Raw genomic sequence first — 25,816 nt, 5'->3', positions numbered from 1 at the left:
CGGCGCTCTCGCCAAAGCAGCAGGTGGCAAGGGAACCGGCCGCTCAGGCTCCGAATGATTCACACGACCTTAGGAGGATCGACATGAGAAAGCTGGCTTTGCTGTCCGCCGCCATCTTCATTGCGCTCAGCGCGATGGGCCCATCGACGCCCGTACAAGCGCAGGATCTGGCATGGTGCTCGAAGATCAAGGGAATGCTCAACTGCATGTATGAGACCCGTTCCCAATGCCGCGCATCGGTGAGCGGACGGCAGGGCACCTGCGTGCAGAACCGCCGCCGCTGACGGCAGCGCCCAGTCCGATATCGGCCGGGCGGCGTAAATGACGTGCTGCTGGTTGTCGTACGCCACCCGGATTCGGCCTGAATGCCGCAACTGTGCCTGCCCCATCGGGACATTCCTCCGCCAACGTCCGGGGTTTCCTCCAATCGCGGCGGGTCTCCTTGCACGGTAGCTTCGACTGCTCCGGTTCGCATTTGGATCAACGGGAGGTGTCAATGTCCGATCTTGTCGCGATCGTGTATCCGTCGGAAGCAAAGGCAGAAGAAGTGCGCCAGCAGCTATTCAAGCTGCAGAAGGAATATCTGATCACAATCAGCGACGCCGTGATTGCCGTGAAGACGGACGCGGGCGGCATCAAGCTCAATCAACTCGTCAATACCACTGCGATGGGCGCAATGACGGGAAGCTTCTGGGGCCTTCTCATCGGCGTCCTGTTCCTGAACCCAATCCTCGGAGTCGCGGTGGGCGCCGCGTCCGGCGCGCTCGGCGGTGCGCTCTCGGACTTCGGCATCGACGACGCCTTCATGAAGAGCTTGTCGACCAGCCTCCAGCCCGGCAACGCGGCCTTGTTCGTCTTGATCAAGCACATGACGGCGGACAAGGTGATCAACGAGATCAAGAGCGCCGGCGGCGTTGTGCTCAAGACGTCACTCGACGAGACGAAGGAAAAACTCCTCCGCGATGCGCTGACGAGTGCAGTAGAGCGGCCAGCGGCCTGAAGCCGCCGTTCCTCCCTGTCTCAGCGCCGGCCGCCCGCAAGCCGCAGCAGCATCATGAAGAGGTTGATGAAGTTCAGATAGAGCGACAGCGCCGCGATGACCGACTTGCGACCCGCAGCGGTATGGTCATCCGCGCTGTCGTACATCGCCTTGATACGCTGCGTGTCGTAGGCCGTAAGCCCGGCAAATACGCCGACGCCAACGATCGAGATCAGCCAGTCAAGTGCGCTCGAGGACAGAAAGATGTTGATCAGGCTTGCGATGATGACGCCGATCAACCCCATGAACAGGAACGTGCCCAGCCCGGAGAGATCGCGTCGCGTCGTATACCCGAAGGCGCTGAGCGCTCCGAAACTCGCGGCCGCAATGAAGAAGACCCGGGCAATCGACGAGTTCGTGTAGATGTGGAACAACGTCGAGAGCGATACGCCGACCAAGGCGGCGTAGAGGAAGAACAGCAGCCGCGCCGTCGACACGGACAGCGTATTGATGCGCGAGCCGATGAAGAAAACCAGCCCCAGCGGCGCCAGAATGAAGACCCACATCAATGGGCTCTGCAGCAGCGCCGGGCCGGTGAGCTGATAGGTCAGCCAGGCCACGACAGCGGTCAAGCCGACGCCCGCGGCCATGTGTGCGTAGATGCGCAGCATGTATTCATGCAGGCCAGCGTCCACCGCAGACGCGCCGCCAGCCGGCTCTGCCGCAGTCAGGTTCTGATCGAAATTTGACACATCCGCCTCCTTTGGACTTCGCCGGGGAGACGACGCTAATCCTCGGGCTTCCGGAACGGCATCGGACAATCACCCGAATGCCGCCCGTGGAAATTACCCTCTGTCGCAGGCATCGCAGGGATGCCGCACATTACCGATGCGAGAGCTTGGAACGACGTCTAAGCCCTTTGGCGTATGCTCCTTACGGCTTTGTCACTTGGAAGCCGGCGCGGGTCGCGATCTAACCCATGCCATGCGCTTCTTCTTTCACATCGCCGACAGATACGGCCTCTTTCCCGACGGGATCGGACAGGACTGCCGAGATCAGGATGCAGCCATCCTGCACGCCAGACGCCTTGCCGCCGAGCTCGCCAAGGCCGGTGAATTCTGCCGCGGCAGCGTCGTGCTTGTGGCCAGCCCGCCGCAGACGGCATGCGGAGCCCCGGGCGGCGGCTGATTTTTCTGCCCTCACCACCTACAGAGAATCCCTGATGTGCGCATGCGGCAGACACTTCTAAGGTCGTCCGCAGGGGGCGGTCGGCAGATGCGACCATCGCCGCGTTGCGGATTGGGAGACCATTCTCCGTCATGGCGTCTTCGTCGAACGAGGCCAATCAAGAGCTTTCGCGCAACGCGTTGATCGCGCTTGTGATCGGATCGATGGTGGGATCCGGCATCTTCGCCCTGCCTGCGGCGTTCGGGCGTGCCACCGGCGCCTTCGGTGCGATCATCGCATGGATCATCGCAGGGACGGGCATGCTCATGCTGGCGCTCGTTTTCCAGTCGCTGTCGCAGCGCAAACCGGAGCTGGATGCCGGCATTTATGCCTACGCCAAGGCCGGATTCGGCGACTACATCGGATTCGCGTCGGCGGCCGGCTACTGGATCGGCTGCTGTCTTGCCGACGTCGCCTGTCTCATTCTGATCAAGGCCACACTCGGGCAGTTCTTTCCGATCTTTGGCGACGGCACGACGCCGACGGCCATTGCATCGGCGACACTGCTTTTGTGGAGTGTGCACTTTCTCGTGCTGCGGGGCATCAGGGGCGCGGCCAGGCTCAACACGATTGCAACCTTCGCAAAGATCGTTCCGATACTCCTGTTCATCGTCGTGGCCGCGTTCGTCCTCGATCGCGACCTGTTGGTGCAGAATTTCTGGGGAACTGAGCCGCCCAATCTCCAGCAGGTGCTGAGCCAGGTGCGCTCTACGATGCTGCTTACCGTATTCGTGTTCGTCGGCGTCGAGGGCGCGAGCGTCTATTCGCGCTACGCCAGGAATCGCGCCGACATCGGCATTGCGACGGTGGTGGGCTTTCTGAGCGTTCTCTGCCTGCTCGTCCTGGTGACGCTGCTGTCCTACGGCGTGTTGCCGCGGAGCGAGCTGGCGGATCTTTCGACGCCGTCGATGGCAGGCGTGATGGAATCAATGGTCGGGCGCTGGGGCAGCGTGTTCATCAGCCTGGCCCTGTTGATCTCGATCCTCGGCAACTATCTGTCCTGGTCGCTGCTCGCCGCGGAGATCCTGCATTCGGCGGCGATGCACCACACGATGCCGTCCTTTCTCGCGCGTGAGAATGCGAACAAGGTTCCTGTCGGTGCGCTCTGGCTGACCAACTGTGTGATCCAGGCGTTTCTGCTCGCCAGCTGGTTCGCCGAATATGCCTTCACGCTCGCACTGAAGATGACGAGCGCGATGACGCTGATTCCCTACGTTCTCGTCGCGGCCTATGGCCTCAAGCTCGCATCGACCGGCGAGACCTATTACGCCGGCGAGCGCGCCCGCACGACCGATTGGATCCGCGCCGCCGTTGCGACGCTCTACGCCGCCGCGATGATCTACGCCGGCGGACCAAAGTTTCTCCTGCTGTCCTCGATCCTCTACGCGCCCGGGACCTTGCTGTTCCTGATGGCCAAACGCGAGCGCAAGGAAAGCACATTCACGAGAACCGAAGCCATCCTGTTTGCGGCGGTCGCAATCGCGGCGGGCGGTGGAGTCTACGGGCTCGCCGTCGGTGCCATTTCGATCTGACCCAGCGTCTTTGATTGTAGGGAGGCGAACATGAACATGATGATCACGCGTTGCAGCTTGCTCCTTGCCGGGTTGCTGGCCGTCGCGGCGCCGCCCGCCGTCACGCTCGCGCAATCGAAAGACGACAGCGCGGCGATGGCAAAGCAGATCGGGACCGCCACATCCAAAAAGGAGGCGCCCCCGAACACCAACACCAATCCGACAAAGCACCGGTACTGGCGTCATCGCGGCGGCAGACACCCGCATTATGGCAGCCGCCGCCTTCGCACCTGAGACATCCTAGTGGCCCCTTCAATGGATCAACCTGACAGCGATTCCGGCATGCGCTCCGAAGAATACCGAGAGCTCCCTCGGCATGAGAACGCTGCCGACGAGGCCGGACGGCCAAGCCTGCTAGCCGTCGGTCTCACCCTCCTCGCCGCCGGCGTCGCTTTATTCCTGATCTGGCAAATGGTCTCCAGCCTTCTGATTGTCTTTGCCGGGGTGCTGTTCGCCGCCTTTCTGGACGCCTTGGCGCGAGCTTTGGCGCCGGTCCTTCCACTCAAACGAGCCTGGCGGTTGACGCTCGTTGTCTTGCTTCTGTCCGCGCTCTCTTGTTTCGGCCTCGCCTGGGGCGCGCGCAAGCTGCCGGAACAGACACGCCTGCTTCTGAAAGTGATGGATGCGCAGGTTGATCTGCTCCAAGAACACCTGCTGTCGTATGGCGTGGACCTGCTCGGCCCGGAATGGGGCCGCGACTTTGCACAATGGCTGTTCGCCGATCAGGGCCGGTTCTTCAGCCACGCTCAGTTTCTGCTCGGCGGAGCGTCAAGCCTCTTGACCGCCGTGCTGGTGATCCTCTTCCTCGGCATTCTCTTCGCTTTCGATCCCACTGGCCACCGCGAAAGCGTGATCGCGCTGGTCAGGCATTCCCATCGCGCCCGTGCGCGCGCCGTGATGGACGAGATGGGCAACGTCATGCGGCTGTGGTTCGTCGGACAATTGATCCGCATCATGCTGATGACGTTGTGCGTGTGGCTCGCGCTCTATCTCATCGGGCTGCCCGGTCCCTTCGTGCTCGGACTTCAAGCCGGTCTGTCGAACTTCATTCCCTATCTCGGGCCGATCGTTGCCGCGATCCCGATCGCGCTCGTCGCGATGCCGCTCGGCGCATCGCTCCTGATCTGGGCGGTCGCCGTGTACACCATCATCCAGTCGATCGAAGGCTACGTGATCGGCCCACTGATCCAGCGCCAGGCGGTCGAGACCCCTCCGGCGTGGACGCTGGTTGCGATCGTCCTTCTCGGCGCTCAGTTCGGCGTCATGGGCGTCGCGGTCGCGATGCCGCTGGTTGCGATCGGTCGGGTTGCGATCGTCAGGTTTTATGTCGAGGACTATCTGGGTGGCGGACCCAAGCCACGATCGATTGCGGGTGAGCAGCCATGAGCGAGTTCGAAGCGCATTCGAATGATGCCCCGGCGCGTTCGACAACGGCCCGTTTCCTGTGGCAGCAACTTCCCTATATCGTCGCGCTGCTGCTCGCCATCGTCGGCGTTGCCTACACCAACGTCTCGCACCAGCCGTTGACCGGCTATTGGGAGTTCCTGGCGCTCGCCATCGGCGTGGTCTGCGTTGTCACCAAGTGGCCGGAGATAGAGGGCAAGGAGGGCCAGATCCGGCTGATCTGGACGCAGGCCCTGCACTGGATCGCGGTCCTGATCACGATGAACATCATGCTGGTCTCCGGCGTGCAGCAATTGCTTCCGACCCCTGCAACGGGACTCGTCCTGCTGACGTTGCTCGCGCTCGGCACGTTCCTTGCGGGCCTGAGCCTGCTGTCGTTGCAGATCGCCTTCCTTGGCCTTGCGATGGGCGCCGCCGTTCCGGCGATATCCTGGCTGAAGCAATCCATCTTCTTCTTCCTGCTCGGGGCGGTGCTGCTGATTGGCCTCGCCATCTCGTTCTGGTGGCGCCAGGACGGCAGCCCCTCGCAGAGCGCCGCCAGGGACATCACGAGCCAACGGGAGGATTGAATGCAAGCGTTGAGATATCTTGCCGCCATCGGCGCATCCGTCGTTCTTTGCGCCGTCACCTCGCCCGCGCAAGCCGAGAGATTCAGGGTCGGCAGGCTCCTGTGCTCCTCGGAGCCACGCGTCGGACTGGTGCTTGGATCGACGCAGGCGCTGCGTTGCGTGTTCAACGCGCTGCGCCCGCCCCGGCAGTACGTCTACGAGGGACGGATACGGCGCGTCGGCGTTGATATCGGTGTGACCAGCGCCGGCGCGCTATCCTGGGCCGTCTTCGCCAGGAACTCGCGGATAGGCCCCGGCACGTTGCGCGGCAGTTATGTCGGCGCGAGCGGCAATTTTGCATTCGGTCCCGGCCTCGGCGCCAACGTCCTGGTCGGCGGCTCGCGGAGGAGCGTGATGCTGCAGCCGATCTCGGTCGAACGCTCGATCGGGCTCAATCTCGCGGCTGGCGTGACTCATCTGACATTGGGACCGCGAGGCGGTCTCTGATCCCGCCGTCTCGGTCCCGCGGTTCGGTCTGCTCTTGATGCCGGTCCGCGCAGGGAGAGGATGAGAACATTCCCGCCCAGCCGCTCAGGGTTTCGTCCGATGTCGGCGTCGGGTGTTCGACGTTAGGATCCGATGCATGCTCGATCGGGCCGTAACCGCCCAGGAGGATCGCATGACAGTGTATGACAGTCGCGGGAGTCTCGATGCCGTGGTTGCTCCGCCGCTGTGGGTTTGTGCACTCCTCGGCGTCGTCCTGATCGCCGCCGGCCTGCTCGCGCTCGGCGACCTTGCCTTCGCCACCGTCGTCAGTGTCAAGCTCATCGGGCTCATCGCGATCGCCGCCGGCGCATTCGAGATTGCCCACGCCTTCTGGACCAAGGGATGGGGCGGGTTCCTTTGGCAAGTCGTGCTCGGCGCGCTCTACCTCGCCTTCGGTGTCGTGCTGCTCACCCAGCCGGTCTCGGGCGCGCTGATCCTGACCTATTTCCTCGGCGCGGTGCTGTTCGCTTCGGGTGTCATTCGATGCGTGCTGAGCTTTGCCTATTGGCGGCAGAACGGATGGATGATGCTGATCTCGGGCGTCTTCGCGGTGATCGCCGGCGTGCTGGTCCTGTTCGGCTTCCCCACCATCAGCGCTTGGGCTCTCGGCTTCTTGTTGGGCGTCGACCTGATTGCCCATGGCCTGGCATGGCTGCTCTATGCGCTGCAATCGGTGCGAACGACCGGATAACAGAGGAGAGAACAACCATGGATGCTCCCAGTCGCCGCGTCTTCCTCAGCCTTGCGATGAACGCTATTGCCGCCGCCGCGATCGGAGCATCCGGCGCGCACCTCATCGGTGTTGCGGACGCAATGCCGGTCGATCCCGATCTCTCTCGGGCCGGCCGGGCACCGGAGGATCGCGCCATCCCGGTGCAATGGGGACCTCCGCCGCGACCCGGCTGGGGCCCGTCTCGTCCTGGCTGGGGCCCGCGCCCGCGCCGACGCCGCCGCTGGGTTTGCTGGTGGCATCGTGGGCGCCGTCATTGCGGATGGCGCTGGTAGTCCGAAGGGGATGAGGAAATGGTACGCAACAAGAACCAATGGCTCCTCGTCGCCGTGCTGGCAGTGCTTTTCCTCGGCGCGAGCTGGTTCTGCGTGTCAGTCTGGAGGGCGACGCCCTCGATGCCGCCATACGGGAACATCGTGCTGGCGGCGGCTGCGATCCTCGTTCTGGTGCTCGGCTGCGGCCTGATCGCGCTGATGTTCTATAGCCATCGCAAGGGCTACGACGAGCCGGCGCGCAGTAACCGAACCGCGCGGGACTAGCTCGGCTGGTCGAATCGCGGAGGCCTGACGCCGGCAGTTCCGAGCCTGGTGCAGGGAGCGGACGATGAACCTTGCTGACGTCCGGCTCGGACTGCTGGCGGCGAGCCTCGTGACATTGTTGGCCGGCGAACCCGCGCGGCCGCAGCCAGCTCCACCCGCACCTGCCGTCGGCGTCGTCGAAGCGGCGCGGCGGCCGATCACCGAGAGCAGTGAGTTTCTCGGCCGGATCGAGGCCATCAACCAGGTTAATATTGCCGCTCGCGTCACCGCTTTTCTGGAGCAGCGGCTGTTCACCGAGGGCGCGGAAATCAGGAAAGGCGAGCAGCTTTACCGGCTCGAACGCGGCCCGTTCGAGGCGGATGTCGCCGCCAAGCAGGCGCAGGTAGCACAGCTCGAAGCGACGCTCGAGAACGCCAAATTGACCACCGAGCGCGCCCGCACCCTGCTTGGCGGACCGGCCGGGCAGCAATCGACCTACGATGCCGCCCTCGCGAGCCAGCGCAGCCTCGAGGCGCAGGTCAAAGCTGCACAGGCGCAGGTCCAGGCCTCGCAGATCAACCTCGACTACACCATCATCAGCGCGCCGATCGACGGCAAGATCGGACGCACGGCCGTGACGGAAGGCAACATCGTCAGTCCGAATTCGGGCGTGCTGACCACGATCGTCAGCCAGGATCCAATGTATGTCACGTTCCCGGTGCCGCTGCGCCAGGGGCTCGAGTTGCGCGAACGCTACGGCCCCCAAGGCGGCCTCGAAGCGGTGACGATCCGATTGCGGCTGCCCGACGGGCGCATGTATGGGCAATCCGGCAAGCTGAATTTCGTCGACAACACCATCGCGCAGAACACCGACACGATCACGGTGCGCGGAGAGATCGCCAACCCGATCCTGCGCGCTCCCTCGGCGGCGGGCGTTACCGTCCACGAGCTCACCAACGGCGAATTCGTCACCGTCGTCCTCGAAGGAGTCCAGCCTATCGAGGTGCTGGCGATCCCGCGCTCAGCAGTGCTGTCCGACCAGCGCGGCGACTACGTTCTCGTCGTCGGCGCAAACGACAAGGCGGAGCAGCGGCGCATTCAGCTCGGGCAATCGACTCCCACGATCGCTGCCGTCATCAGCGGATTGACGGCCGGTGACAAGGTGATCGCGGAAGGTTTGCAGCGTGTTCGCGCCGGACAAACCATCTCTCCAGAGCCGGCAAGTCCACTGATCTTGTCGAGCATGAAGGATTCAACCGGCGAGGCGGCTCCGCAAGGGGCGCGCGCTCCCCTGCCCCGAACCCCCAAGGGCGGCAGCCAATGATATCGAGCGTCTTCGTCGACCGGCCGCGTCTTTCGATGGTGATCGCCTTTGTCATCACCATCGCCGGCGCACTGGCGCTCACGCAGATCCCGGTGGCGCAGTTTCCCGATATCGTGCCGCCGCAAGTCACCGTAGCCGCGAACTTTCCCGGCGCCTCCGCCGAGGTCGTGGAGAGCAGCGTCGCACAGCCGTTGGAGGCGCAGGTGGTCGGCGTCGACCGCGCGCTCTATATGAAGTCGACCAGCGGCAACGACGGCAGCTACACGCTGACGGTTTCGTTCGCGCTCGGCACCAATCCCGACATCAACACGGTCAACGTCAATAATCGCGTCCAGAGCGCATTGTCGCAATTGCCCACGGAAGTGCAACAGCAGGGCGTGACCGTCCAGAAGCGATCCTCTTCGATCCTGCAGTTCCTGGTGCTCTACAGTGCAGATGGTCGGCAGGACCCGCTCTTCATCACCAATTACGCCATCATCAACGTGCTGGACGCGATTGCGAGCACGCCGGGCGTCGGCCAGGCCAATCTGTTCGCCAAGATGAATTATTCGATGCGGATCTGGTTCGATACGCAGCGCCTCACCAGCCTCAACCTGACCCCCTCGGACGTGGTCGCCGCCATTCGCGCACAGAGCGTCCAGGCTCCCGTCGGCCGCATTGGCGCGCGGCCGATCAGCGACGATCAGCAGTTCCAGTTCAACATGCAGACGATGGGCCGCCTCGCCACCGCCGATCAATTCGCCAACATCGTGCTGCGCGCCGATCGGGACGGATCCTCGCTGCTGGTCAGGGACGTCGCCCGCGTCGAGCTGGGCGCGCAAAATCTCGACAGCGAAGCCCGGATCGACGGGCGAGCCGCCGTTCCGATTGCGATCTACCTCGCCCCCGGCGCCAACGCGGTGACCACCGCGCGCGCGGTCGCGGACACGATGCAGCGGCTGTCCGGCCGGTTTCCGGCAGGGCTCGGTTATCTCGTGCAATACGACTCCACGACCTTTGTCCGGGACACGATCACGGAGGTGCTGTGGACATTGGGCGAGGCCTTCGTCCTGGTTGTGATCGTGGTCTATCTGTTTCTCGGAAACATGCGGGCCACCGCGATTCCGGCCGTCGCAGTCCCGGTAAGCCTCGTAGGCACCTTCGCCGTTCTGCTCGCGCTCGGCTATTCCGCCAACACCGTATCCCTGCTCGCAATGGTGCTCGCGATCGGCATCGTGGTCGACGACGCCATTGTCGTGGTCGAGAATGTCGAGCGTGTCATGGCGGAGGAGCCTGATCTGTCTCCGGCCGCGGCCAGCAAGAAAGCCATGAGCCAGATCACCGCGCCGATCGTCGCGATCACGCTGGTGCTGCTCTCGGTGTTCGTTCCGATCGCTTTCATTCCCGGCATCTCGGGCACGCTGTTCCGCCAATTCGCGGTGACGATCAGCGCCGCCATGATGATCTCGGCATTGAATGCCCTGACGCTGTCGCCGGCCCTCTGCGCGCTGTTGCTGCGTCACACCGGACAGCGTCGCGGCATCATCGGCCGCATCCTCACCGGCATCGACTGGGTGCGGGATCGTTACAGCGGCGCGGTCCGCCGGCTCGTGCGCATGGCAGCCTTGTCGCTTCTCCTGGTGGCCGCCTTTGCCGCAGCAATCTTCGGCCTGTCGCTGGTGACCCCGACGGGCTTCCTGCCCGAGGAAGACCAGGGCGCCTTCTTCACCTCGGTTCAGCTGCCGGACGGCGCATCGGTAGCTCGGACCAGCAAGATCACCCGGCAGATCGAGGACATCTTGAAACAGATGCCGGCCGTCGATCACGTCCTCGCGGTGATCGGCTTTTCGCTACTCGACGGAGCTTCCGAGCCGAACAGTGCGCTGGTGGTGGCGCGACTGAAGCCGTTCGCCGACCGCAAGACGGCAACGGATTCCGCACAGGCGCTGATCGCCAAGACCTTCGCCGCCGGCGCGCAGATCCGGCAAGCCAACGTGCTGCCGTTCAACCTGCCGCCGATCATCGGGCTCTCCACCGGCGGTGGCTTCGAATATCAATTGCAGGCCCTGGAAGGTCAGGCTCCGGCCGCGATCTCCAGCGTCACGAACGCGTTGATCGGCGCGGCCAATGCCGATCCTCGGCTCGCGCGCGTGTTCTCGACATTCACGGCGACCAATCCATCGCTCTATCTCGATATTGACCGCCGCAAGGCCCAGGCGCTGGGCGTCACGGTCAACGACATCTTCACTGCGCTCCAGGCCACGCTTGGCGGCATCTACGTCAACAACTTCAACCTGTTCGGTCGCACCTGGCAGGTCAATCTGCAGGGTGAAGCACTCGATCGCGGCGATACGTCCGATGTCTGGCGCATCCATGTGCGTAACAACTCGGGCGAGATGGTGCCGCTGCGATCCCTCGCCGGCCTCAAGATCGTGACCGGGCCGCAGGTCATCACCCGCTACAACAACTATCGTTCGGTGACCGTCAACGGCAGCCCGGCATCGGGCATCTCCTCCGGGGCCGCGATCGCCGCCATGACGCAGATCTCGGAGGATGTTCTGCCGTCGGGTTACGGTTTCGCGTGGACCGGCACCGCCTACCAGGAACAGCAGGCGGCCGGCCAGACCGGCATCGTGCTCATGCTCGCCGTCCTCTTCGCCTATCTGTTCCTGGTCGCGCTCTATGAAAGCACCGTGATCCCGATCCCCGTGCTGCTCTCGGTCGTCGTCGGCGTGCTCGGATCCTATCTCGGCATCAAGATCGCTGGCCTCAATCTCGACCTCTACGGCCAGATCGGCCTCGTCGTCCTGATCGCGCTTGCCGCCAAGAACGGCATCCTGATCGTCGAGTTCGCCAAGGAGCAACGCGAGGCCGGTGTGCCGCTCGACGAGGCCGCGATCCAGGGCGCACATATGCGCTTTCGCGCCGTCATGATGACCTCGGCGGCCTTCATCCTGGGCCTCTTGCCGCTCGTGATCGCGACCGGCGCAGCCGCCCTCAGCCGGCGCGCCGTCGGCACGGCCGTCTTCGCCGGCATGCTGGCCGCAAGCTCGATCGGAATATTCATGGTGCCGATGCTCTACGTGGTTTTCCAGCGCCTGCGTGAGCGCGCGAAGGCAGCCTTCAAGTCAAGCCGTCAGCCGAATTCGCCCGACCGCAATGCAGTCTAGGCAGGCTTCGGAGGTGTCCCTTGCATCCGGCAATCCTCGCCTCACCGGCTACCGTCCTCGTGGTCGGCATCCGCGCGGGTGAACCTTGGCATCCAGTTGGTGCCCGATCTCTTGAAGCTACCCTTAGAGCGGCTCACGCCGGGGGCCTGGAGCCTTTTCCGTTCCGATTGATCGAATCCTCGGGTACCCTGTTCTAGCCGCGTCGGCGGAACTGCGTTGATAGATGGCGGCATGGAGAGCGGAGATGGGCCGGCTCGATAAGCAGATGGATCCCTTCCACCCTGCCGCTCATCTGGCTACGGGGGATCGCGTCCCCGAGAATCTAGGGCTTGAGCAAGTCGATACGGCGTCGTCAGTTGATCCGGACCGAGAGGAAGCCACCTCGTCGCCCGCGCATTTTGGGTCGGGCCAGGCGGCGACCGGCGGAACGGGCTCTACCGATTGGATCGATCGAGGACGTCGCATCTGGCGGCGCCATCTCCAGCGCGATCGACTCCCCCGGACGACCGGAGGGTCGATGGGAAACTTTGAGCGGTGGTTGATCGCACTGCTGAGCGTCGGCCTCGTCGTGAGCTGCGTTTGCGCGATCATTGTCTTCATGCAGGTCAACGCGCGCAAACTGGAGATCGCAGCACTGCAACGTGACATCATCGCGCTCAAGCTACGCGTAGCCAGGCTCGATCAGATCGCAAGCACCAATGAGATACGTGAAAAGGCAAGCAGTGGAACACCCAAGCCGCCGTCGGAGACCCAGCCTGACCCGGCTCCGTTCATCCTGTCACGTGAAGAGATTCAGCTTATCCGAGACTATATCAAGCCTGCACCAGTTGCAGGCCCCGCGACTGAGACGATAAAAGTCGGCGATCCCGTCGCGGGAGAGACCGTTCCCTTTCCCTCTCCGATCACGGAGAAGGTGCGGAAACTGCTCGGCGCGCGATTTACCGTTCGCAATGGCCTTGTTGTCATCATCCGCAGCGGCAGCCGTCACGCTGATGCTGTGATTGGGCCAAATTGACGAGAACTGGCCGCGATCGCGGTAGCCGGTCGAGCACTTATGGCTGGTTGTTGGGTGGTCTTTCAATGAACCGCCGGCTGCCATTGAGAAGCTCGAGGTTATTGGCGATGACCGGATTACCCGGATCGAGCGAATAAGCCTTCTCGAACTTCCGTCGCGCCGCATTCAGATTGCCGCGCAGCATGTACGAATATCCCTGGTCATTCAGGATCTGAACGGTTTCGCCTCCCAGCCGGATCGCTTGGGCATAGGCCTGATCGGCCAGGTCGAAACGACGCAGCTTGTCGTAGCTCGCTGCGAGGCCAATCCAGGCCGTGACGTCCTTGGGTGATTTCTCGACGGCGTCCTTGAAATAGCGCTGCGAGAGTCCGTAACTGCCGCGATTGTAATGCTCCAGGCCCAGCCGCACAGGCTCGTCCGACGGGTAGTACTTGACGTCGGTCGGCTCCTGCACCGGGTCCCCACCCGGTGGCTCGACCGGAGCCACGATGGCAGCCTCCCTCGTGGTATAGTCACATGCCGCAAGGCCTGGCGCCAGCCAGCAACAGGTCAACAGTAGAATGGCACGTCGCATAATCTTGTCCCCCGCCCGGCCCAGCGGACGCACTGCACCGCACTCAAATGTCCCGTCCCTCAACTCAATTACCAGAAGCCGCTACCTGCCCCCTGCCCCGCCGACCGGCACCGATACTCCCGCCGATGCTCCCGCACCCAATCCAGTTACGTTGACATTCTGCGTGACCGGAGGCCGCTGGCCGATGAGTTTCGTCGGATCGCCCATGTCGGGAAGCTGATCCACCGGCTGTTGCTGGTTGCCGTAACGCGTCACGGCCGAGCCCACACGTCGAGCATCGTATGCGATCCGGCGATCACCGACGTATCGCGGCCATGGATGAATTGTATGAGTCACGGCGTTGACCTGCTTGGCATCGCCGGCGGTCATCGTGATGCTGTCGGAACGCTGAAAGTAGCGGTCCACCTCGTCATGACCGGCGACGCCGTAACATCCCCCGAGCAGTAAGGGCGCAAACAGAGCCAGATACCTGATCGTCATCTCGCGCGTCCTCTAGTTTAGAGTTTTGACGACCGTCTGATCGGCACTCGCGGCCGGGACGACGACGGGGGTCCGGACTTCAGGCGCGATGATGTGGCCATACGGTCCCTTCACCTCGCCTCCGGAATTGACGTAGTCATTGTACCGCTTGCGGACTTCCATCTGACCATTGAGGAAGAAATCGACGTCGTTGGCCGGCAGGCGGGAGTCGAGTGGCGATGCCAGTTGCTGACCGGGTGCCGCCGGCGCGACCAGGCGCGGCGTCACGATGATCACCAGATCGGTTTCCTCCTGCTGATACGATTTGCTGCTGAACAGGCTTCCAATCACCGGCACCGAGCCGATCCAGGGCAGTTGCGAGACGTCCTGGCGATTGCGGGTCTGCAACAGGCCGGCGATGGCAAAGCTCTGGCCATCGCGCAACTCAACCGTGGTTCGCGCGTCGCGGCGGGTCAGCGCAGGAACGGTCGTCCCCTGGATCGTCACAGCGTTGGCGAAATCAAGTTCGCTGACCGACGGCTCGACCCGAAGATTGATCACACCGCGCGAGAGCACGGTGGGGACGAAGGCGAGCTCAACACCGAACTTCTTGTAGTCAATTGTGATGGTGGGAAAGCCGTTCTGCGTCTGGGTCGGGATCGGCACTGGAAATTCACCGCCGGCGAGAAAGCGGGCAGCATCGCCGGACAGCGTGGTCAGATTTGGTTCCGCCAGCCGGCGTGCCAATCCTTTGGTTTCCAGCGCCGAGATCAACAGGTCCACCGAGCCCCCGCTGCTGGTCCTGATAATGCTGGTCAACAAGCTTCCGAACGGCGCCGGCGCAATGCCTCCAGCAGTACCGGCCAGCGTCCCAAGAGTTCCGAGTATCGGAAGGCTGCCAGCAGGATTGGCGCCAACAGGAGTACTGCTGGGACTAAGGTTGCTAGTGCCGCCGGTGGTGGGTACCCTCGTGAGACTATTGATGCCACCGATGGGTGCCCGCCCGACGGCCGTCGTCGAACCAAGTCCGCTATTGCCCACATTGGTGCCGTTAGCATTAGCCGCATACAGATTGACGCCCAAGTTGCGTCCAGCCTCCCGGCTCACCTCTAGAAAGCGCACCTCGAGCATCACCTGTTGCGGCGCCGCGACGCTCATCGCGTTGACGACGACGCCCCCTTTCGCGACCGTGCTGGTGGCGATCGCCATGGCCCGCTCGGCGGTAACTGCGTCGGCGGCGACCCCGCTGAGCACCACCTGGCCCTCGGAAGCCGACACGCGGATACCCTGCCCGCCGGTGCTGGTCCGGATGTTCTGCTGCAGATTGCCGGTATCGATCACGACCTCGACGTCGAGGATCCCGATCTGCTTCATCGAGCTGTCGAACAGGATGACGTTGGTGGTGCCGGTCTGCTTGCCCTGCACGTAGATGAGATGATCGCTCAGCGACTTCACGTCGACGATGTCAGACGACCCCGCCACGATCGTCGCAAAGGCCGTGTCGACCTTGAATGTACGTGACTTGTTGACGACGAGCTTGACCCGCTGGACGTCATTCATCTCGCTGACGATGACGCCGCCGGAGGAGCCGCGCCGGTCTGCAGCCGTCGCGCGCTCCGTGACCCCAGAGGAGGCGAGCGCCGCGCCCAGACCCATCACGCCGAAGGCGAGAAGCCTCCCGACCCTGTTACCCGAAACGCGATCGCCACTCATCCGAGTCCCCCCACTGCGATCCACGGAGATCCCCGCAAATCTACGTGCTCGACGTCCTCAACATTTCCCCTCTGCGCACCACGTCGCAGAGTTTACAATCTGTCCCACTACAATTCGTTACTTCGTGTTTCCAAGATCATCCTCCTTCATGCAGGCAGCTTGCAAGACGAGATACTTACCGCAGCGCCGCAAGCAGAAAGAAAACCCTTCGATGTTGCCAGCGCGCATCATTCTCACTGGTTGTGGGGAACTATCCCGCAGCACGACCGCTCTTGGCGCGCGCTCCGGTCGTGGCCTTGCGATGGAACGACAATCGGTCGCACGCTTGGCGATTCGCTTGGCCGAGTAATCCCGCACCCGCGCGTCTGGCCCGCACGCCGCGGCGACAAAGAGCTGTCGAGCGAAACATGTCAGGCGTGCTGCCATATTCGCCTTAGAAGGGAATCTGGTTGGAGGCGATCGGCGCATTGAGCGTTGTGCCCCATATGGGCATCAGCATCTTAAAGTTTGCCTGGGAAGCTGTAACACTCAAGCTGTTGCTGTTGGCACCCACGGTCAGCGTTGGCGTGAGACCTCCAAAAAACAGGAAGGGGGCCGCGTTCTGCTTGGCGGCGGTGGACAGGGGATCCCCGATGCAGCCGGCCGGCGACTGCGGCGGGCTTTGAAGCAAGGCAGGCGTATAGCAGCTGATCATGACCGCACGGGCGCCGGCACTCGCGAGCGTCCGCAAGGATTGCATCGTGATGGCATAGCGCCCGAGATCGAAGATGACGAACATCAACGTGAAAAGCGCCACGGACACCATGATAAATTCAAACGGCGCCATCCCGCGATTGTCGAGCTTTCTCATCATTGCACCAAAGCGACAACTTGGGTGTAAACGATGGTGGCCGGCGCACAGCCTTGTGTGCTGAGGTAGCCGCCACCGCTCATGTCGATCGTTTTCGCAATCACCTGTGAACAGGTCGTATTCGCACTGGAAGTCGTACCGGCCCAGCTAACGTCGACCTTGGGGAAGTAGATAGCCCCGCCCAGGCTAACCTGACCGCCACCGTTTATGGTGACCTTGTTGCTGGTCTTGCTCGGAGCCTGATCATCAATCAGGACGCCATCCAGATCAGAAGAGAACGCGTTAGTGGTAGGTGCGGAGAGATCAGCCGTACCGCCGTTGATGGTAAGCTGCGAGTCTCCGAGCAGGACGAGGGTTACGCCTGTGCCCTTCAGTTGTCCGCCGGTCATCTTTATATTTGCTTTGTAGAAGAAGTATGTTCCCGGGTCCAAAACGTACTTGTCCCCGTTCTGCACCGTGAAACTGCCGTAAGCTCCAGTCCCGGCGCTATTTGGCGCGCAATGCTTCCACCCATCCGCCTGAAGGGTGCATGGCATATTTGTATTGCCCGTCCTGCTGTTGAACGATGCGGTGTCCAGTTTGCTGAGCGGATTGCTGGCGTAGGTCATGAAATAGTTGTACGGCACGCTGAGATTGCTACAGGTGCCTGAGGGGGCGCAGCCACTTACACCATAGACTGCCCATCCCGAGCCGGTGAACGATGGAGTGCTGGCAAGTTGAACGCTGGTATCCGACATCAGCGCGCAGCCAGTTCCGTTGTTGCTGAGGTTACCAGCAAGCTTGAGTGCGCCGGAGTCAGGTCCAAGCGCCAGGACGCAGGCCTTGGTCGGCTGCTGGACCACTGCAATGGCCTGGGCGGGGATGTTGATGTTGGCCAAACCCAGCACTGCTGCCAAGTACGCCGGTTGTTGCTGACTGACTCTGGCGCGAACGGCATTGCCGGTACCTGCAGCTGGCGTTGTGAACGTGGTCCCATTGTAATCGCCGATATCGATCTGCACGGCCCGCGAGACTCTGGTCGGTAGGCTTGTCGGACAGTTTCTGCCCGGATAGCCGGTAGCGTCGTTGGGACTCGAGTTGCAAAACCCGTTCTGTGCCGCGAATTCCTTGCCGCGATAATCCACTGTCTGGGTTTCGCAGGCCGCACCCGCCATTGTACATGAAAGCCGCAATGCGCCCGAATAGGCGGCCGAGTCGGCGGCGTTCTGCGCATGTTGGCGGGTGACGTACCACGAGCCGGCCTCCGCCCCGAGTGCGACTACTCCGATGAGCGGCACGAGAGCGATGACCGTTGCGAATGCGACGGAGCCTCGTTGGGAACGGAGCAGACTACGCATGGAAGCCCCCTACTGGAAGCGTTCTGAGTAAGGCAGCGTGTAGGTACAGGTGGTGGGACACAGCACCCCTCTCCACACAATTGGAGCCAAGGTGATGGTTGTCGAGAATGTAATGTACTTGGGAGAAGCTAGATTGCCTGGCGAACAGCTGGCCCCTGCGTCTCCGCACAAAACCTGAAGGTTGCTGATCGCATGACCAGCGACTGTCGTCTGTAGCCCTGTCTTCCAGCTCACGGTGCCGTCAGGGGCGAGCGGATTGGCGTACTGCACATACTGTCCGAAGGAGCGCAATGCGCTCCATGCGGAGATAAACTGGAAGCCCGCAGCAGCCAGGTCGGCGAGCGGCATGAGCAGGAACGCCACCAAAACCGGGTAGACGAGCAATGTCTCAAATGCGACGGCGCCGCGCTGATCCACGTTGAACGACTTCTTGCGGCTCATGAGTTGACCTCGACCAATACTCACCCTTCCGGTCGTCCACCGGAACAGCACTCACCAAACGTAAGGAATCACTCTCCAGCGCGATGCTTCGTAAGCGGAATATTCAGGACAGTTGCGCCGAAGCAGGTCCTCTTCGTAATAAATCCGGCAAACCTGGATGCCGATATGCAAGACGAGCAAGGCCGCTGTCAGCGGCGTCGGGCTTCTCAGCACCACACCCAGCACCGCGATTTCTTCCGCGAGGTAGAGCGGGTGCCTGATCCACCTATACGGACCCGTTTGCACCACGTTGCGCGCCTGTGGCACCAGACTGAACGACCTGCCAAGATGTCGGATGGTGACCAGCATCATGATCATGCCGATCAACACGCACGCGGTGGACGCCAGGTTTGGCAACGCCTTGTCGGTTTCGCCGAAGAAAGCGATCGTCCACGGCATATAGGTGCCGACGAACGCCGCTATCCTTGGGAGACGGCCCTTCGCTTGCGCCTTCGCCGGGGGCCGCGTGATGATCAACAGCGCCAGGAGCACGTAGAAGACAGCGAGGCAGACACTCGACAGGAGCGATGGCCAGGGATCATGAGCCGATGATCCGATCTTGATGGCGACGCCAAGCGCCAGCAACATGAACCACATGCCGCCGAACAGTTGCATTGTCCGATCGTAAGAGGACGTTTTCGACAGGGCAATCGTGCTCATGGCTACTTACCGAAGCTGGCGAACGAACGCACGAGATGCAGAATGGGACTTCCTCCCAAAATGACGAACATGGCTGGAAGCAGGAACAACACCATCGGAATGGTCAGCTTGGCGCCCAACTTGTGTGCTCTTTCTTCAAGCTTGGTAATTCGTTCGCGCCGGAGGTCGACGGCGATGCTCCTCAGCGCCTGGCCCACCGGAGTTCCATATTGCAGGCTTTGGCCGACCATGATTCCGAATCGGCGAAGCCCATCCGATGTAGCTCCCAGCTTCTCGAATGCGTCGCTGCGGCTTGGCAGGATCCGGAGATCATCAAGAAGTCCGGTCATGACCCTGGCTATGGCGGGATTGGTCTCTTGCATTTCTTGCGCTACGCGTGCCAGCCCGCTTTCCAGTCCCATTCCCGATTCGCTGCACACAACCAGCAAATCGATCATGTCCGGCGTGCCCAGTCGAATGGCGGCATCAAACCGCCGCTTCAGCACCGCCAGTATCAATCGCGGCGCTAAAATTCCGATCGCCAGGCCAATAAGTGTGAAGACCAGCACATCCAGCAGCGGCTTCCCGAGAAGCTGAGCGGCACACCCGGCGATGATCGGGCATAGCGCCATGCTGACGGCTTTGACACCGATCCAGGTCGGCAAGGCTCGATGATGATTGAAACCCGACGATTGAAGGATGGTTCGTAGCTGATCCAGATTTTCCTCGGCATAGAAGCGACGGTAGCGCATGCCGAGTGACGAAAACCAACCGGTCACATCCTGGAAGGGCGCAGACCGGCCAGCAACGCCCATCACGGCGTTTGATACCCGGGCGTCCAATGTACGAATGTGTATTTCGCGGATGATCAACATGCAGGACGCAGTCGCAGCCACGACTGCAAGGGCCACCAGACTGAGACCAGAAGTCATAGTTCTGTTTCCCTTCTGACCATCCAGCTTATCACCAGGGCTCCGACAAGCACCGAAAGGACTGCGTAAGCCAGCAGCTTGTTTCCAACCGGATCGGTGAACAACAGATCGACCGTTTGCGGATTGGCTGCGTACAGGACCCCACCTGCGATCAAGGGCGAGACTGTCAGCGCCCGTGAGGAAAAGATCACCTCTCCTGCCAGCGCCTTGGCGCGGGCAGCCAGCGCAACACGTTGCCTGACAGTGTCTCCCAGGTTCTGCAAGGTCTCGGCCAGGCTGCCACCGGACTTCAACTGCACGGCAAGTGTCACCGCAAAGATCGCATACTCTGCCACCTGCGTTCGCCGATAGACAGCTTGGACAGCTTCCTCTGCAGGTCTTCCCAGATTCACTTCGCTGCATACGATGGCAAACTGCCCGGCCGTTGGCTGCGGCATATCCCGCGCGAGGGCACGAAATGCCTCGTGCACAGGCAGACCCGATCGCACGGTACTTGTCACCAGCTGGATCGCATCAGGCAGCTGTCGAAAAAGCTGAAGAGCGAAGCGACGTTGCTGCCATCCGAACAGGCCTCGTATCACAATGAGGGCCGCGATTGCCGCGACAATGGACGCGTAGACGATGGAATATCCCAGCTGGCTGTTCGCATAGAGGATCGCCGCTGCTCCGAATGCACCGGCAAGCAGCACGTAGGCGGGACGCAACACGTAAGGTATATCGGGATTGTAGTTGGACAGCCGATTGAGAAACTGATCCTGAGAGCCGGCCTCCAAGCGGCGAATGGATGGCAGGTTAGCCGGATGCGACGTTGGCAAAGCAACCGCCAACCGACGATTGATGCGTCTTTCCCGAGCGTCGAGCCACAACGAAACGGCTGCTGCGCACATCGCGAGCGCCAGAACAGTGACGATCACGGACTCCAGCGTCATATTTGCCTCATGGCCTCGGCCCAAGCACCATCCAGCCCGAAATAGACAAGCCGGCTCTTGAACTTCGGGGTTGCAAGGTTGGACTTGTAGCTGCCCGATATCCGCCCGTTCACATCCTCCTCCTGATACTCGAAGGCTGCGATGTCATTGGTGGTGATCACCTCCCCTTCAAGGCCGATCACCTCGCTGATCTGAACGATGCGGCGCTGTCCGTCCCGCATGCGTTCGACCTGCACAATGAGGTCCAGCGCAGCGACGATCTGACTTCGAATGGCGCGCGACGGTAGATTGACCTGTCCCATCTGCACCATGTTTTCGATGCGAGTCAGGGCATCCCGGGTACTATTCGCGTGTACCGTGGAGATCGAACCATCATGGCCGGTGTTCATCGCCTGCAGCATGTCGAATGCTTCGGAACTGCGCACCTCGCCGACGACGATCCGGTCGGGACGCATGCGCAGGGCATTCACCAGCAGATCTCGTTGTGTCACCTGCCCTGTGCCTTCGAGGCTGGGAGGCCGGGTCTCCAGGCTGATCACGTGGGGCTGCTGAAGCTGCAGCTCCGCCGCGTCCTCGATCGTGACAATACGTTCGGTGTGATCGATGAACTGACTCATCGCGTTCAGGAGCGTCGTCTTGCCGGATCCGGTGCCGCCGGAGACCAGAACATTGAGCCGCGAGCGGGCGGCGATCTCCAGCAATTGTCCGATGGCCGGGGTCATCGAGCCGTTTTCGATCAATCCGGCGATGTCCAAACGACGGCTTGGAAATTTGCGGATGGAAATGCACGGACTATGGATCGCCAGCGGCGGGAGGATGATGTTGACCCGGCTGCCATCCAGCAGGCGACAATCCACCATCGGACTGGATTCGTCGACGCGCCGACCGACCTGCGCGGCAATCTTCTGAGCGACGGAGGCGATGTGATCATTGTCGCGGAATCGCACCGCCACTCGTTCCAGCCTGCCGCTTCGCTCCACGTAGATATTACTTGGACCGTTCACCATGATATCGTTGATCGATTGGTCCAGCAGTAGCGGACGGAGCGGCCCGTAACCCGTCATGTCGTCGGCAATTTCGTCCGCGAGCTGCAGCTGCTCGCGGCCCGACAGCTCGAGCCGTTCCTGGTTGGCAATGTGATGGATGATCTCTTCAATCTGCCGCCGGAGAACCTCCCGCGAGACGGTTGCGGCCACCGCGGGTTCGATCTGCTCAATCACCCGTTCACGCAGCGAAGGCGGAATGATGGGTTGGTGGATCGCTGGTTCGTCGCGCCTTGGCGCAGGTGAAGGCAAGTTCGGTGCGGCTGCAATCGCGCTGGGCGACGGCAAAGGCAAGCCTATCGCAGATGCAGGGAGGCCTGCCGCCAAGGCGGATACGTGAGCTGGTGCGTCGTCTTCGCGCCTACCAAACTTCTTCATCGCAGATGTGCTGTGAGCACCCTCCTCCACCAGCTACCTCGCTCGGCAGCGACACCGCTGATCTCCCGTACGATCGGCGCCAGGTGACGCCGCAATTTTCTGACGTGCTTCAGAGCTGGAATTCCGAGATTGAGCGCCTCGGTCATGCCCTTGCCGAGATCGGGAACGACGATGTCGGGCTCTGCACCCAACGCCTTGACAACCGCCGCCCTCGGAAGGCCCCCGGGACGACCGGCCCGGTTGAGCAAGGTAAAGACCCGGTCCTTGCCCGCGATGTTGATCACTGCGGTGCGTAGCGCATGGGCATTGCGAAGTCCGGTCACCTCGGATTCGAGCAGCACCATCACATGACGGGAAAGCGCAATCACGGGATAGATCGACGGCGGAAACGGGACGGGTACATCGACGACGATGTAGTTGAACCGTTGACGCAGCAGACCAAGCACGTGTCGTACGCCAGCCTCCGTAATTTCAAGCTGCGCATCGAGGTCCTCGTCGGCCGAGACCAGGCAAACCCTTTCGTTGACTTCGATTGCCGCGCGCTCGAGGAAGAGTGTGTCCGCCCGCATCGGATTTTCCAGAGCGATACGCAGCCCTGGCCCGGGACGAACACCCAACATCACGGCGGCCTCGCCGCCCTGCAGATGAAGATCAAGCAGCGCCACCTTGGCCTTGGTCGTCTCGGCAAGTTGCAGCGCCAGATTGATCGCAATGCTCGTGGCGCCGGCGCCGCCCTGCGCCCCGCAGATCGAGACCACGTGCCCGCCACGATCGATCTGGTTGGCTGCGACGTCGCCGAGAAGCTTGGGGCGCAGCTTGTCCAGCACCAGATCGCGCGTGAGCGGCCGCGGCAGATACTCGGTCAAGCCAAGCTCCAGGAGCTCACGGTAGAACGTGATCTCCCTGTTGTCGCCGATCACGGCTACGCGGACATCGGGTGGACAGACGCCGGCCAGCCTTTCCAGTTCAGTAAAGGGATCATCGACGCCACTGATGTCTACCACCAGCGCGAACAGATCCGTGTCGGTTTCGAGCATCCGTATGGCATTGCGGATCGTGCCGCGTCTGATCGAGAGATTGGCGCCTTCGAGCCCCTTGCGCAACGCCGCAGCGCTGAGCTCATCGTTTACGAAACCGACGATGCGGTTACGCGTAACGATTGACGTCGTTTCTTCAGGCGGAGTGGCTATGGCGATGCTCATCAACGTTTCTCCGACAACCTGTTATCGTAACCCGCCGCCGTCGCAGTCGGGCGCACGGCTTCCGATGCACCGTCGCAGCTGACGAGAGCGTCTTCCTCTTGCTTCCTGACCGTGTATTGCTTGACCTCACCGCCTGAATGAACGAACACTGCCGTTCTCTGTGCGGAAATTGCATACTGGCGGGCAAGTTCTGGCGACACGTCACAGCTCGACATCGCGCCGGTGTCTGCCTTGTCCCACTGATCGACTGCTGCGCGTACGGCGAACGAGAGCGTCCCGAGTTGCTTTGCGACGGTGACTTTCTTGACCTGCACCTGCGTAAGCTCCAGTGACACGGTCTGCGTTTGCTTACCTGCCATCCCGCTGATGGGTCGCGCGCCCTGCACGATCTCCTGATCAATCGCGATGACTCGAACGTTACGCAGAACGGTTTCGCTGAGGGCGCGGCGCGCGGTATCGACTTTCTCGAAGACCTGGGTCAACACGACGTCCACGTGATCGCCTGGCCTGATGAGACCCGAGACACCGGCCTCCTCGTCAACCTTGATGCTGATGGCACGGCTGTCTGGCGCCAGGACACTGGCGAGGAAACCCCGATCCCGCGGGCGCAGGATATCCTGCAACGTAACGGGACTGCCCGCTTCGACGAAGTTGCGGATGAGTGAACCGGCAAGTCCGGCCTTGGACTCGGGGGTTTCAAGGATAGCCCCTTGGGGAACGCGCTCCGGCGGCACCGAGCGGACGGCGAAATCCTCTTCGCGGGCCAACGTCCCCCTCGGCAATGGCCGTGCCGCGACGAAGTATCCGGCGGTCGTCGGCGCCGCCGGCGCGAGGGGCGCCTCTGTCACCTGTACCGGGACCGGAGGCTGCGCCTTCGGCAGGTTCATGCTGTAGGCGATCAGTCCGAACGCTGTGGTTGCAAGCAAGAGCACCACGATGATCGACAGACGCAGCGCGGATGACATTTCACGATCCTTTGCTCAAAATGGTCCAGATACCGCCGCAGGCGATAGCGGCTCCGTAAGGCAGCGGGGCGTGTCGCAAATGGCGCCACCGCTCGATCGCGTAGATCCGGCGCGCGAGCGACGATCCGGCGGGTGCCAGTCTGGGATATGGCAGGTGACGCATCATCAGATGCACCAAGGCAAGAACGCCGCCGGCCAGCACGGTGACGGTCAGCAACTGCATCACGCCGCTCGGCGGGAGACCAACCGCCAGGGCAACCAGCAGCTTGACATCGCCGCCACCAATTCCTCCGCGCGCGTACAGGACAAAAAGCAGCAGAAAGAGGATCCCGGCTGTGATCAGCGACACAGCGACTTGAATCGGGCTGGGCAATTGACCGGCGATCCCGAGCAGCGCCAGCGCAAGACAAAATTCGTTTCGGATCAAGCGCGTCGCAACGTCCATCGTTGCGACATAGAGCAACAACAGGATTTCCAGGATCGAGGCTGTGGGAGCAATCCAACTCATGAAATGCACGTTTCAAAAAAGGTGGAAGGCAAACTGGCGGGAGCACTTCTGCAGGAGGGGGGCAGCTTGGATTGCCCCCCTCTGGCGCCAAAATGGCGGTATCAACCAGCGATCGCGGTCGTGAAAGCGGTGGTGATTGCGGTGATCCCGGTCGTCAGCGCCGCCCCGATCTGCCCACCGGCTCCGCCACCGAACACGGCACCCACCGCGCCGACGATACAAACCGCGACGATGATGTACTCGAATGACACCACGCCATCCTGGTCAGTTCGCAGACGCTTCAACGTTTCCGTGGTCTCGATGAAATGATGCAACATAGGAAGAATCCCTTCTTTCAAGATGAATTTGCAGACACCTCGGCGACTTCCAGCGGCTGCGGATTTATGTCCGGCCCCGCCAGCGGTAAACTATCCATTAAATGTTTATTACCGTCAACATTTAATATATAATGTATTTTGAATTAACCCTACCGGAACGAGCCCGTGAAAATCAAAGATGGAAATCACAATCAGCGAAAACGTCGTAATAAAAAGACGTTAGCTGACCGCCATAATCGAATCTCAGGCTGAGCTACGGCTGGGTCGACCGGAAATCACCGGAATTATACGGGTAAATCAGGCGGTATAATTTTATTTATCGGAGATACAGTAATTATGTGATGGCATTGAACTGCGGTGCTGCGTCGACCGATTAATCCACGCACATATAATCGAGCGGATGCTGCGACCAGGCCGGCGCGCATGGAGCTGCGAACCAAGTACCGACTTCGCAGTCAGCGCCTTTAGCCACCTCCTCG

28 protein-coding genes are annotated in these 25,816 nt (G+C 61.8%); 13 read left to right on the top strand and 15 right to left on the bottom strand.

Annotated features, from left to right (window positions below):
* The first annotated feature begins 83 nt into the window (after positions 1–83).
* Entirely contained in the window at positions 84–284 is a 201-nt protein-coding gene (locus GDN70_RS11820; RefSeq protein ID WP_152102550.1) for a DUF3551 domain-containing protein, read from the top strand.
* 212 nt (positions 285–496) lie between these two features.
* The gene (locus tag GDN70_RS11815) at positions 497–1,000 is read left to right on the top strand and encodes a DUF1269 domain-containing protein (RefSeq protein WP_028143792.1); all 504 of its coding nucleotides are present in this window, start codon (positions 497–499) and stop codon (positions 998–1,000) included.
* Between the two features lie 20 nt (positions 1,001–1,020).
* On the opposite strand, the gene GDN70_RS11810 is transcribed toward GDN70_RS11815, so the two are convergent.
* Entirely contained in the window at positions 1,021–1,731 is a 711-nt protein-coding gene (locus tag GDN70_RS11810) for a Bax inhibitor-1/YccA family protein (protein ID WP_028143793.1), read from the bottom strand.
* A gap of 232 nt (positions 1,732–1,963) precedes the next feature.
* Here GDN70_RS11810 and GDN70_RS11805 point away from each other — a divergent pair, with 232 nt between their 5' ends.
* The 11 genes from GDN70_RS11805 (at position 1,964) to GDN70_RS11755 (ending at position 13,011) form a co-directional block, all read left to right on the top strand.
* A complete protein-coding gene (locus tag GDN70_RS11805; protein WP_028143794.1) occupies positions 1,964–2,167 on the top strand; it encodes a hypothetical protein in 204 nt (67 codons plus the stop codon).
* A gap of 131 nt (positions 2,168–2,298) precedes the next feature.
* Positions 2,299–3,738, top strand: coding sequence for a basic amino acid/polyamine antiporter (locus GDN70_RS11800; RefSeq protein WP_028143795.1), 1,440 nt, complete (start codon positions 2,299–2,301; stop codon positions 3,736–3,738).
* A gap of 30 nt (positions 3,739–3,768) precedes the next feature.
* The gene (locus tag GDN70_RS11795; protein WP_028143796.1) at positions 3,769–4,011 is read left to right on the top strand and encodes a hypothetical protein; all 243 of its coding nucleotides are present in this window, start codon (positions 3,769–3,771) and stop codon (positions 4,009–4,011) included.
* Positions 4,012–4,032: 21 nt separating this feature from the next.
* Positions 4,033–5,163, top strand: a complete 1,131-nt coding sequence (locus GDN70_RS11790; RefSeq protein WP_349643857.1) for an AI-2E family transporter — start codon at positions 4,033–4,035, stop codon at positions 5,161–5,163.
* Positions 5,160–5,750 (top strand): hypothetical protein, encoded by a 591-nt coding sequence (locus GDN70_RS11785; protein ID WP_038973527.1) that lies wholly within the window; start codon positions 5,160–5,162, stop codon positions 5,748–5,750. The genes GDN70_RS11790 and GDN70_RS11785 overlap by 4 nt, the downstream gene beginning before the upstream one ends.
* Complete coding sequence (locus GDN70_RS11780) at positions 5,751–6,236, top strand: DUF992 domain-containing protein (RefSeq protein ID WP_028143799.1); 486 nt, start codon at positions 5,751–5,753, stop codon at positions 6,234–6,236.
* A 172-nt stretch (positions 6,237–6,408) separates the two neighbouring features.
* Complete coding sequence (locus GDN70_RS11775) at positions 6,409–6,966, top strand: HdeD family acid-resistance protein (protein ID WP_028143800.1); 558 nt, start codon at positions 6,409–6,411, stop codon at positions 6,964–6,966.
* A 332-nt stretch (positions 6,967–7,298) separates the two neighbouring features.
* Entirely contained in the window at positions 7,299–7,544 is a 246-nt protein-coding gene (locus tag GDN70_RS11770) for a hypothetical protein (protein ID WP_028143801.1), read from the top strand.
* Between the two features lie 64 nt (positions 7,545–7,608).
* On the top strand, positions 7,609–8,847 hold the full coding sequence (locus GDN70_RS11765) for an efflux RND transporter periplasmic adaptor subunit (protein ID WP_038973525.1): 1,239 nt from the start codon (positions 7,609–7,611) through the stop codon (positions 8,845–8,847).
* Positions 8,844–11,996, top strand: coding sequence for an efflux RND transporter permease subunit (locus GDN70_RS11760; protein ID WP_152102549.1), 3,153 nt, complete (start codon positions 8,844–8,846; stop codon positions 11,994–11,996). Before GDN70_RS11765 ends, GDN70_RS11760 begins: the two co-directional genes overlap by 4 nt.
* Positions 11,997–12,240: 244 nt before the next feature.
* The gene (locus GDN70_RS11755; RefSeq protein WP_038949688.1) at positions 12,241–13,011 is read left to right on the top strand and encodes a hypothetical protein; all 771 of its coding nucleotides are present in this window, start codon (positions 12,241–12,243) and stop codon (positions 13,009–13,011) included.
* 37 nt (positions 13,012–13,048) lie between these two features.
* On the opposite strand, the gene GDN70_RS11750 is transcribed toward GDN70_RS11755, so the two are convergent.
* From GDN70_RS11750 to GDN70_RS11685, 14 genes are all read right to left on the bottom strand, one after another.
* On the bottom strand, positions 13,049–13,498 hold the full coding sequence (locus GDN70_RS11750) for a tetratricopeptide repeat protein (RefSeq protein ID WP_240536539.1): 450 nt from the start codon (positions 13,496–13,498) through the stop codon (positions 13,049–13,051).
* 168 nt (positions 13,499–13,666) lie between these two features.
* The gene (locus tag GDN70_RS11745; protein WP_038949689.1) at positions 13,667–14,065 is read right to left on the bottom strand and encodes a hypothetical protein; all 399 of its coding nucleotides are present in this window, start codon (positions 14,063–14,065) and stop codon (positions 13,667–13,669) included.
* Positions 14,066–14,077: 12 nt separating this feature from the next.
* Positions 14,078–15,757, bottom strand: coding sequence for a type II and III secretion system protein family protein (locus GDN70_RS11740; RefSeq protein WP_152102548.1), 1,680 nt, complete (start codon positions 15,755–15,757; stop codon positions 14,078–14,080).
* Between the two features lie 433 nt (positions 15,758–16,190).
* Entirely contained in the window at positions 16,191–16,610 is a 420-nt protein-coding gene (locus GDN70_RS11735) for a TadE family protein (protein ID WP_152102547.1), read from the bottom strand.
* Entirely contained in the window at positions 16,607–17,944 is a 1,338-nt protein-coding gene (locus GDN70_RS11730; protein WP_152102546.1) for a TadG family pilus assembly protein, read from the bottom strand. The genes GDN70_RS11735 and GDN70_RS11730 overlap by 4 nt, the downstream gene beginning before the upstream one ends.
* A gap of 9 nt (positions 17,945–17,953) precedes the next feature.
* Entirely contained in the window at positions 17,954–18,385 is a 432-nt protein-coding gene (locus GDN70_RS11725; RefSeq protein WP_097669187.1) for a hypothetical protein, read from the bottom strand.
* Between the two features lie 51 nt (positions 18,386–18,436).
* Positions 18,437–19,084 carry an isoprenylcysteine carboxylmethyltransferase family protein gene (locus GDN70_RS11720; protein WP_152102545.1) on the bottom strand — a complete coding sequence of 216 codons (648 nt, stop codon included), beginning with the start codon at positions 19,082–19,084 and terminating at the stop codon, positions 18,437–18,439.
* Between the two features lie 2 nt (positions 19,085–19,086).
* Positions 19,087–19,995, bottom strand: a complete 909-nt coding sequence (locus GDN70_RS11715) for a type II secretion system F family protein (RefSeq protein WP_152102544.1) — start codon at positions 19,993–19,995, stop codon at positions 19,087–19,089.
* A complete protein-coding gene (locus tag GDN70_RS11710; RefSeq protein WP_038949698.1) occupies positions 19,992–20,924 on the bottom strand; it encodes a type II secretion system F family protein in 933 nt (310 codons plus the stop codon). The genes GDN70_RS11715 and GDN70_RS11710 overlap by 4 nt, the downstream gene beginning before the upstream one ends.
* Positions 20,921–22,345 (bottom strand): CpaF family protein, encoded by a 1,425-nt coding sequence (locus tag GDN70_RS11705; RefSeq protein WP_152102543.1) that lies wholly within the window; start codon positions 22,343–22,345, stop codon positions 20,921–20,923. Before GDN70_RS11705 ends, GDN70_RS11710 begins: the two co-directional genes overlap by 4 nt.
* Entirely contained in the window at positions 22,342–23,547 is a 1,206-nt protein-coding gene (locus GDN70_RS11700) for a pilus assembly protein CpaE (protein WP_038949701.1), read from the bottom strand. The genes GDN70_RS11705 and GDN70_RS11700 overlap by 4 nt, the downstream gene beginning before the upstream one ends.
* Entirely contained in the window at positions 23,547–24,512 is a 966-nt protein-coding gene (cpaB, locus tag GDN70_RS11695; protein ID WP_152102542.1) for a Flp pilus assembly protein CpaB, read from the bottom strand. Before cpaB ends, GDN70_RS11700 begins: the two co-directional genes overlap by 1 nt.
* Before the next feature lies 1 nt (position 24,513).
* Positions 24,514–25,020 carry a prepilin peptidase gene (locus GDN70_RS11690; RefSeq protein WP_038949703.1) on the bottom strand — a complete coding sequence of 169 codons (507 nt, stop codon included), beginning with the start codon at positions 25,018–25,020 and terminating at the stop codon, positions 24,514–24,516.
* Positions 25,021–25,121: 101 nt separating this feature from the next.
* Positions 25,122–25,337, bottom strand: a complete 216-nt coding sequence (locus GDN70_RS11685) for a hypothetical protein (RefSeq protein WP_038973515.1) — start codon at positions 25,335–25,337, stop codon at positions 25,122–25,124.
* Positions 25,338–25,816 lie beyond the last annotated feature (479 nt).

Source organism: Bradyrhizobium sp. TM102 (genome assembly GCF_009176685.1).
Classification (GTDB): domain Bacteria; phylum Pseudomonadota; class Alphaproteobacteria; order Rhizobiales; family Xanthobacteraceae; genus Bradyrhizobium; species Bradyrhizobium ottawaense.
The sequence above is the reverse complement of the archived record's forward strand: the minus strand, read 5'-3'. Positions and strand labels throughout refer to the sequence as shown.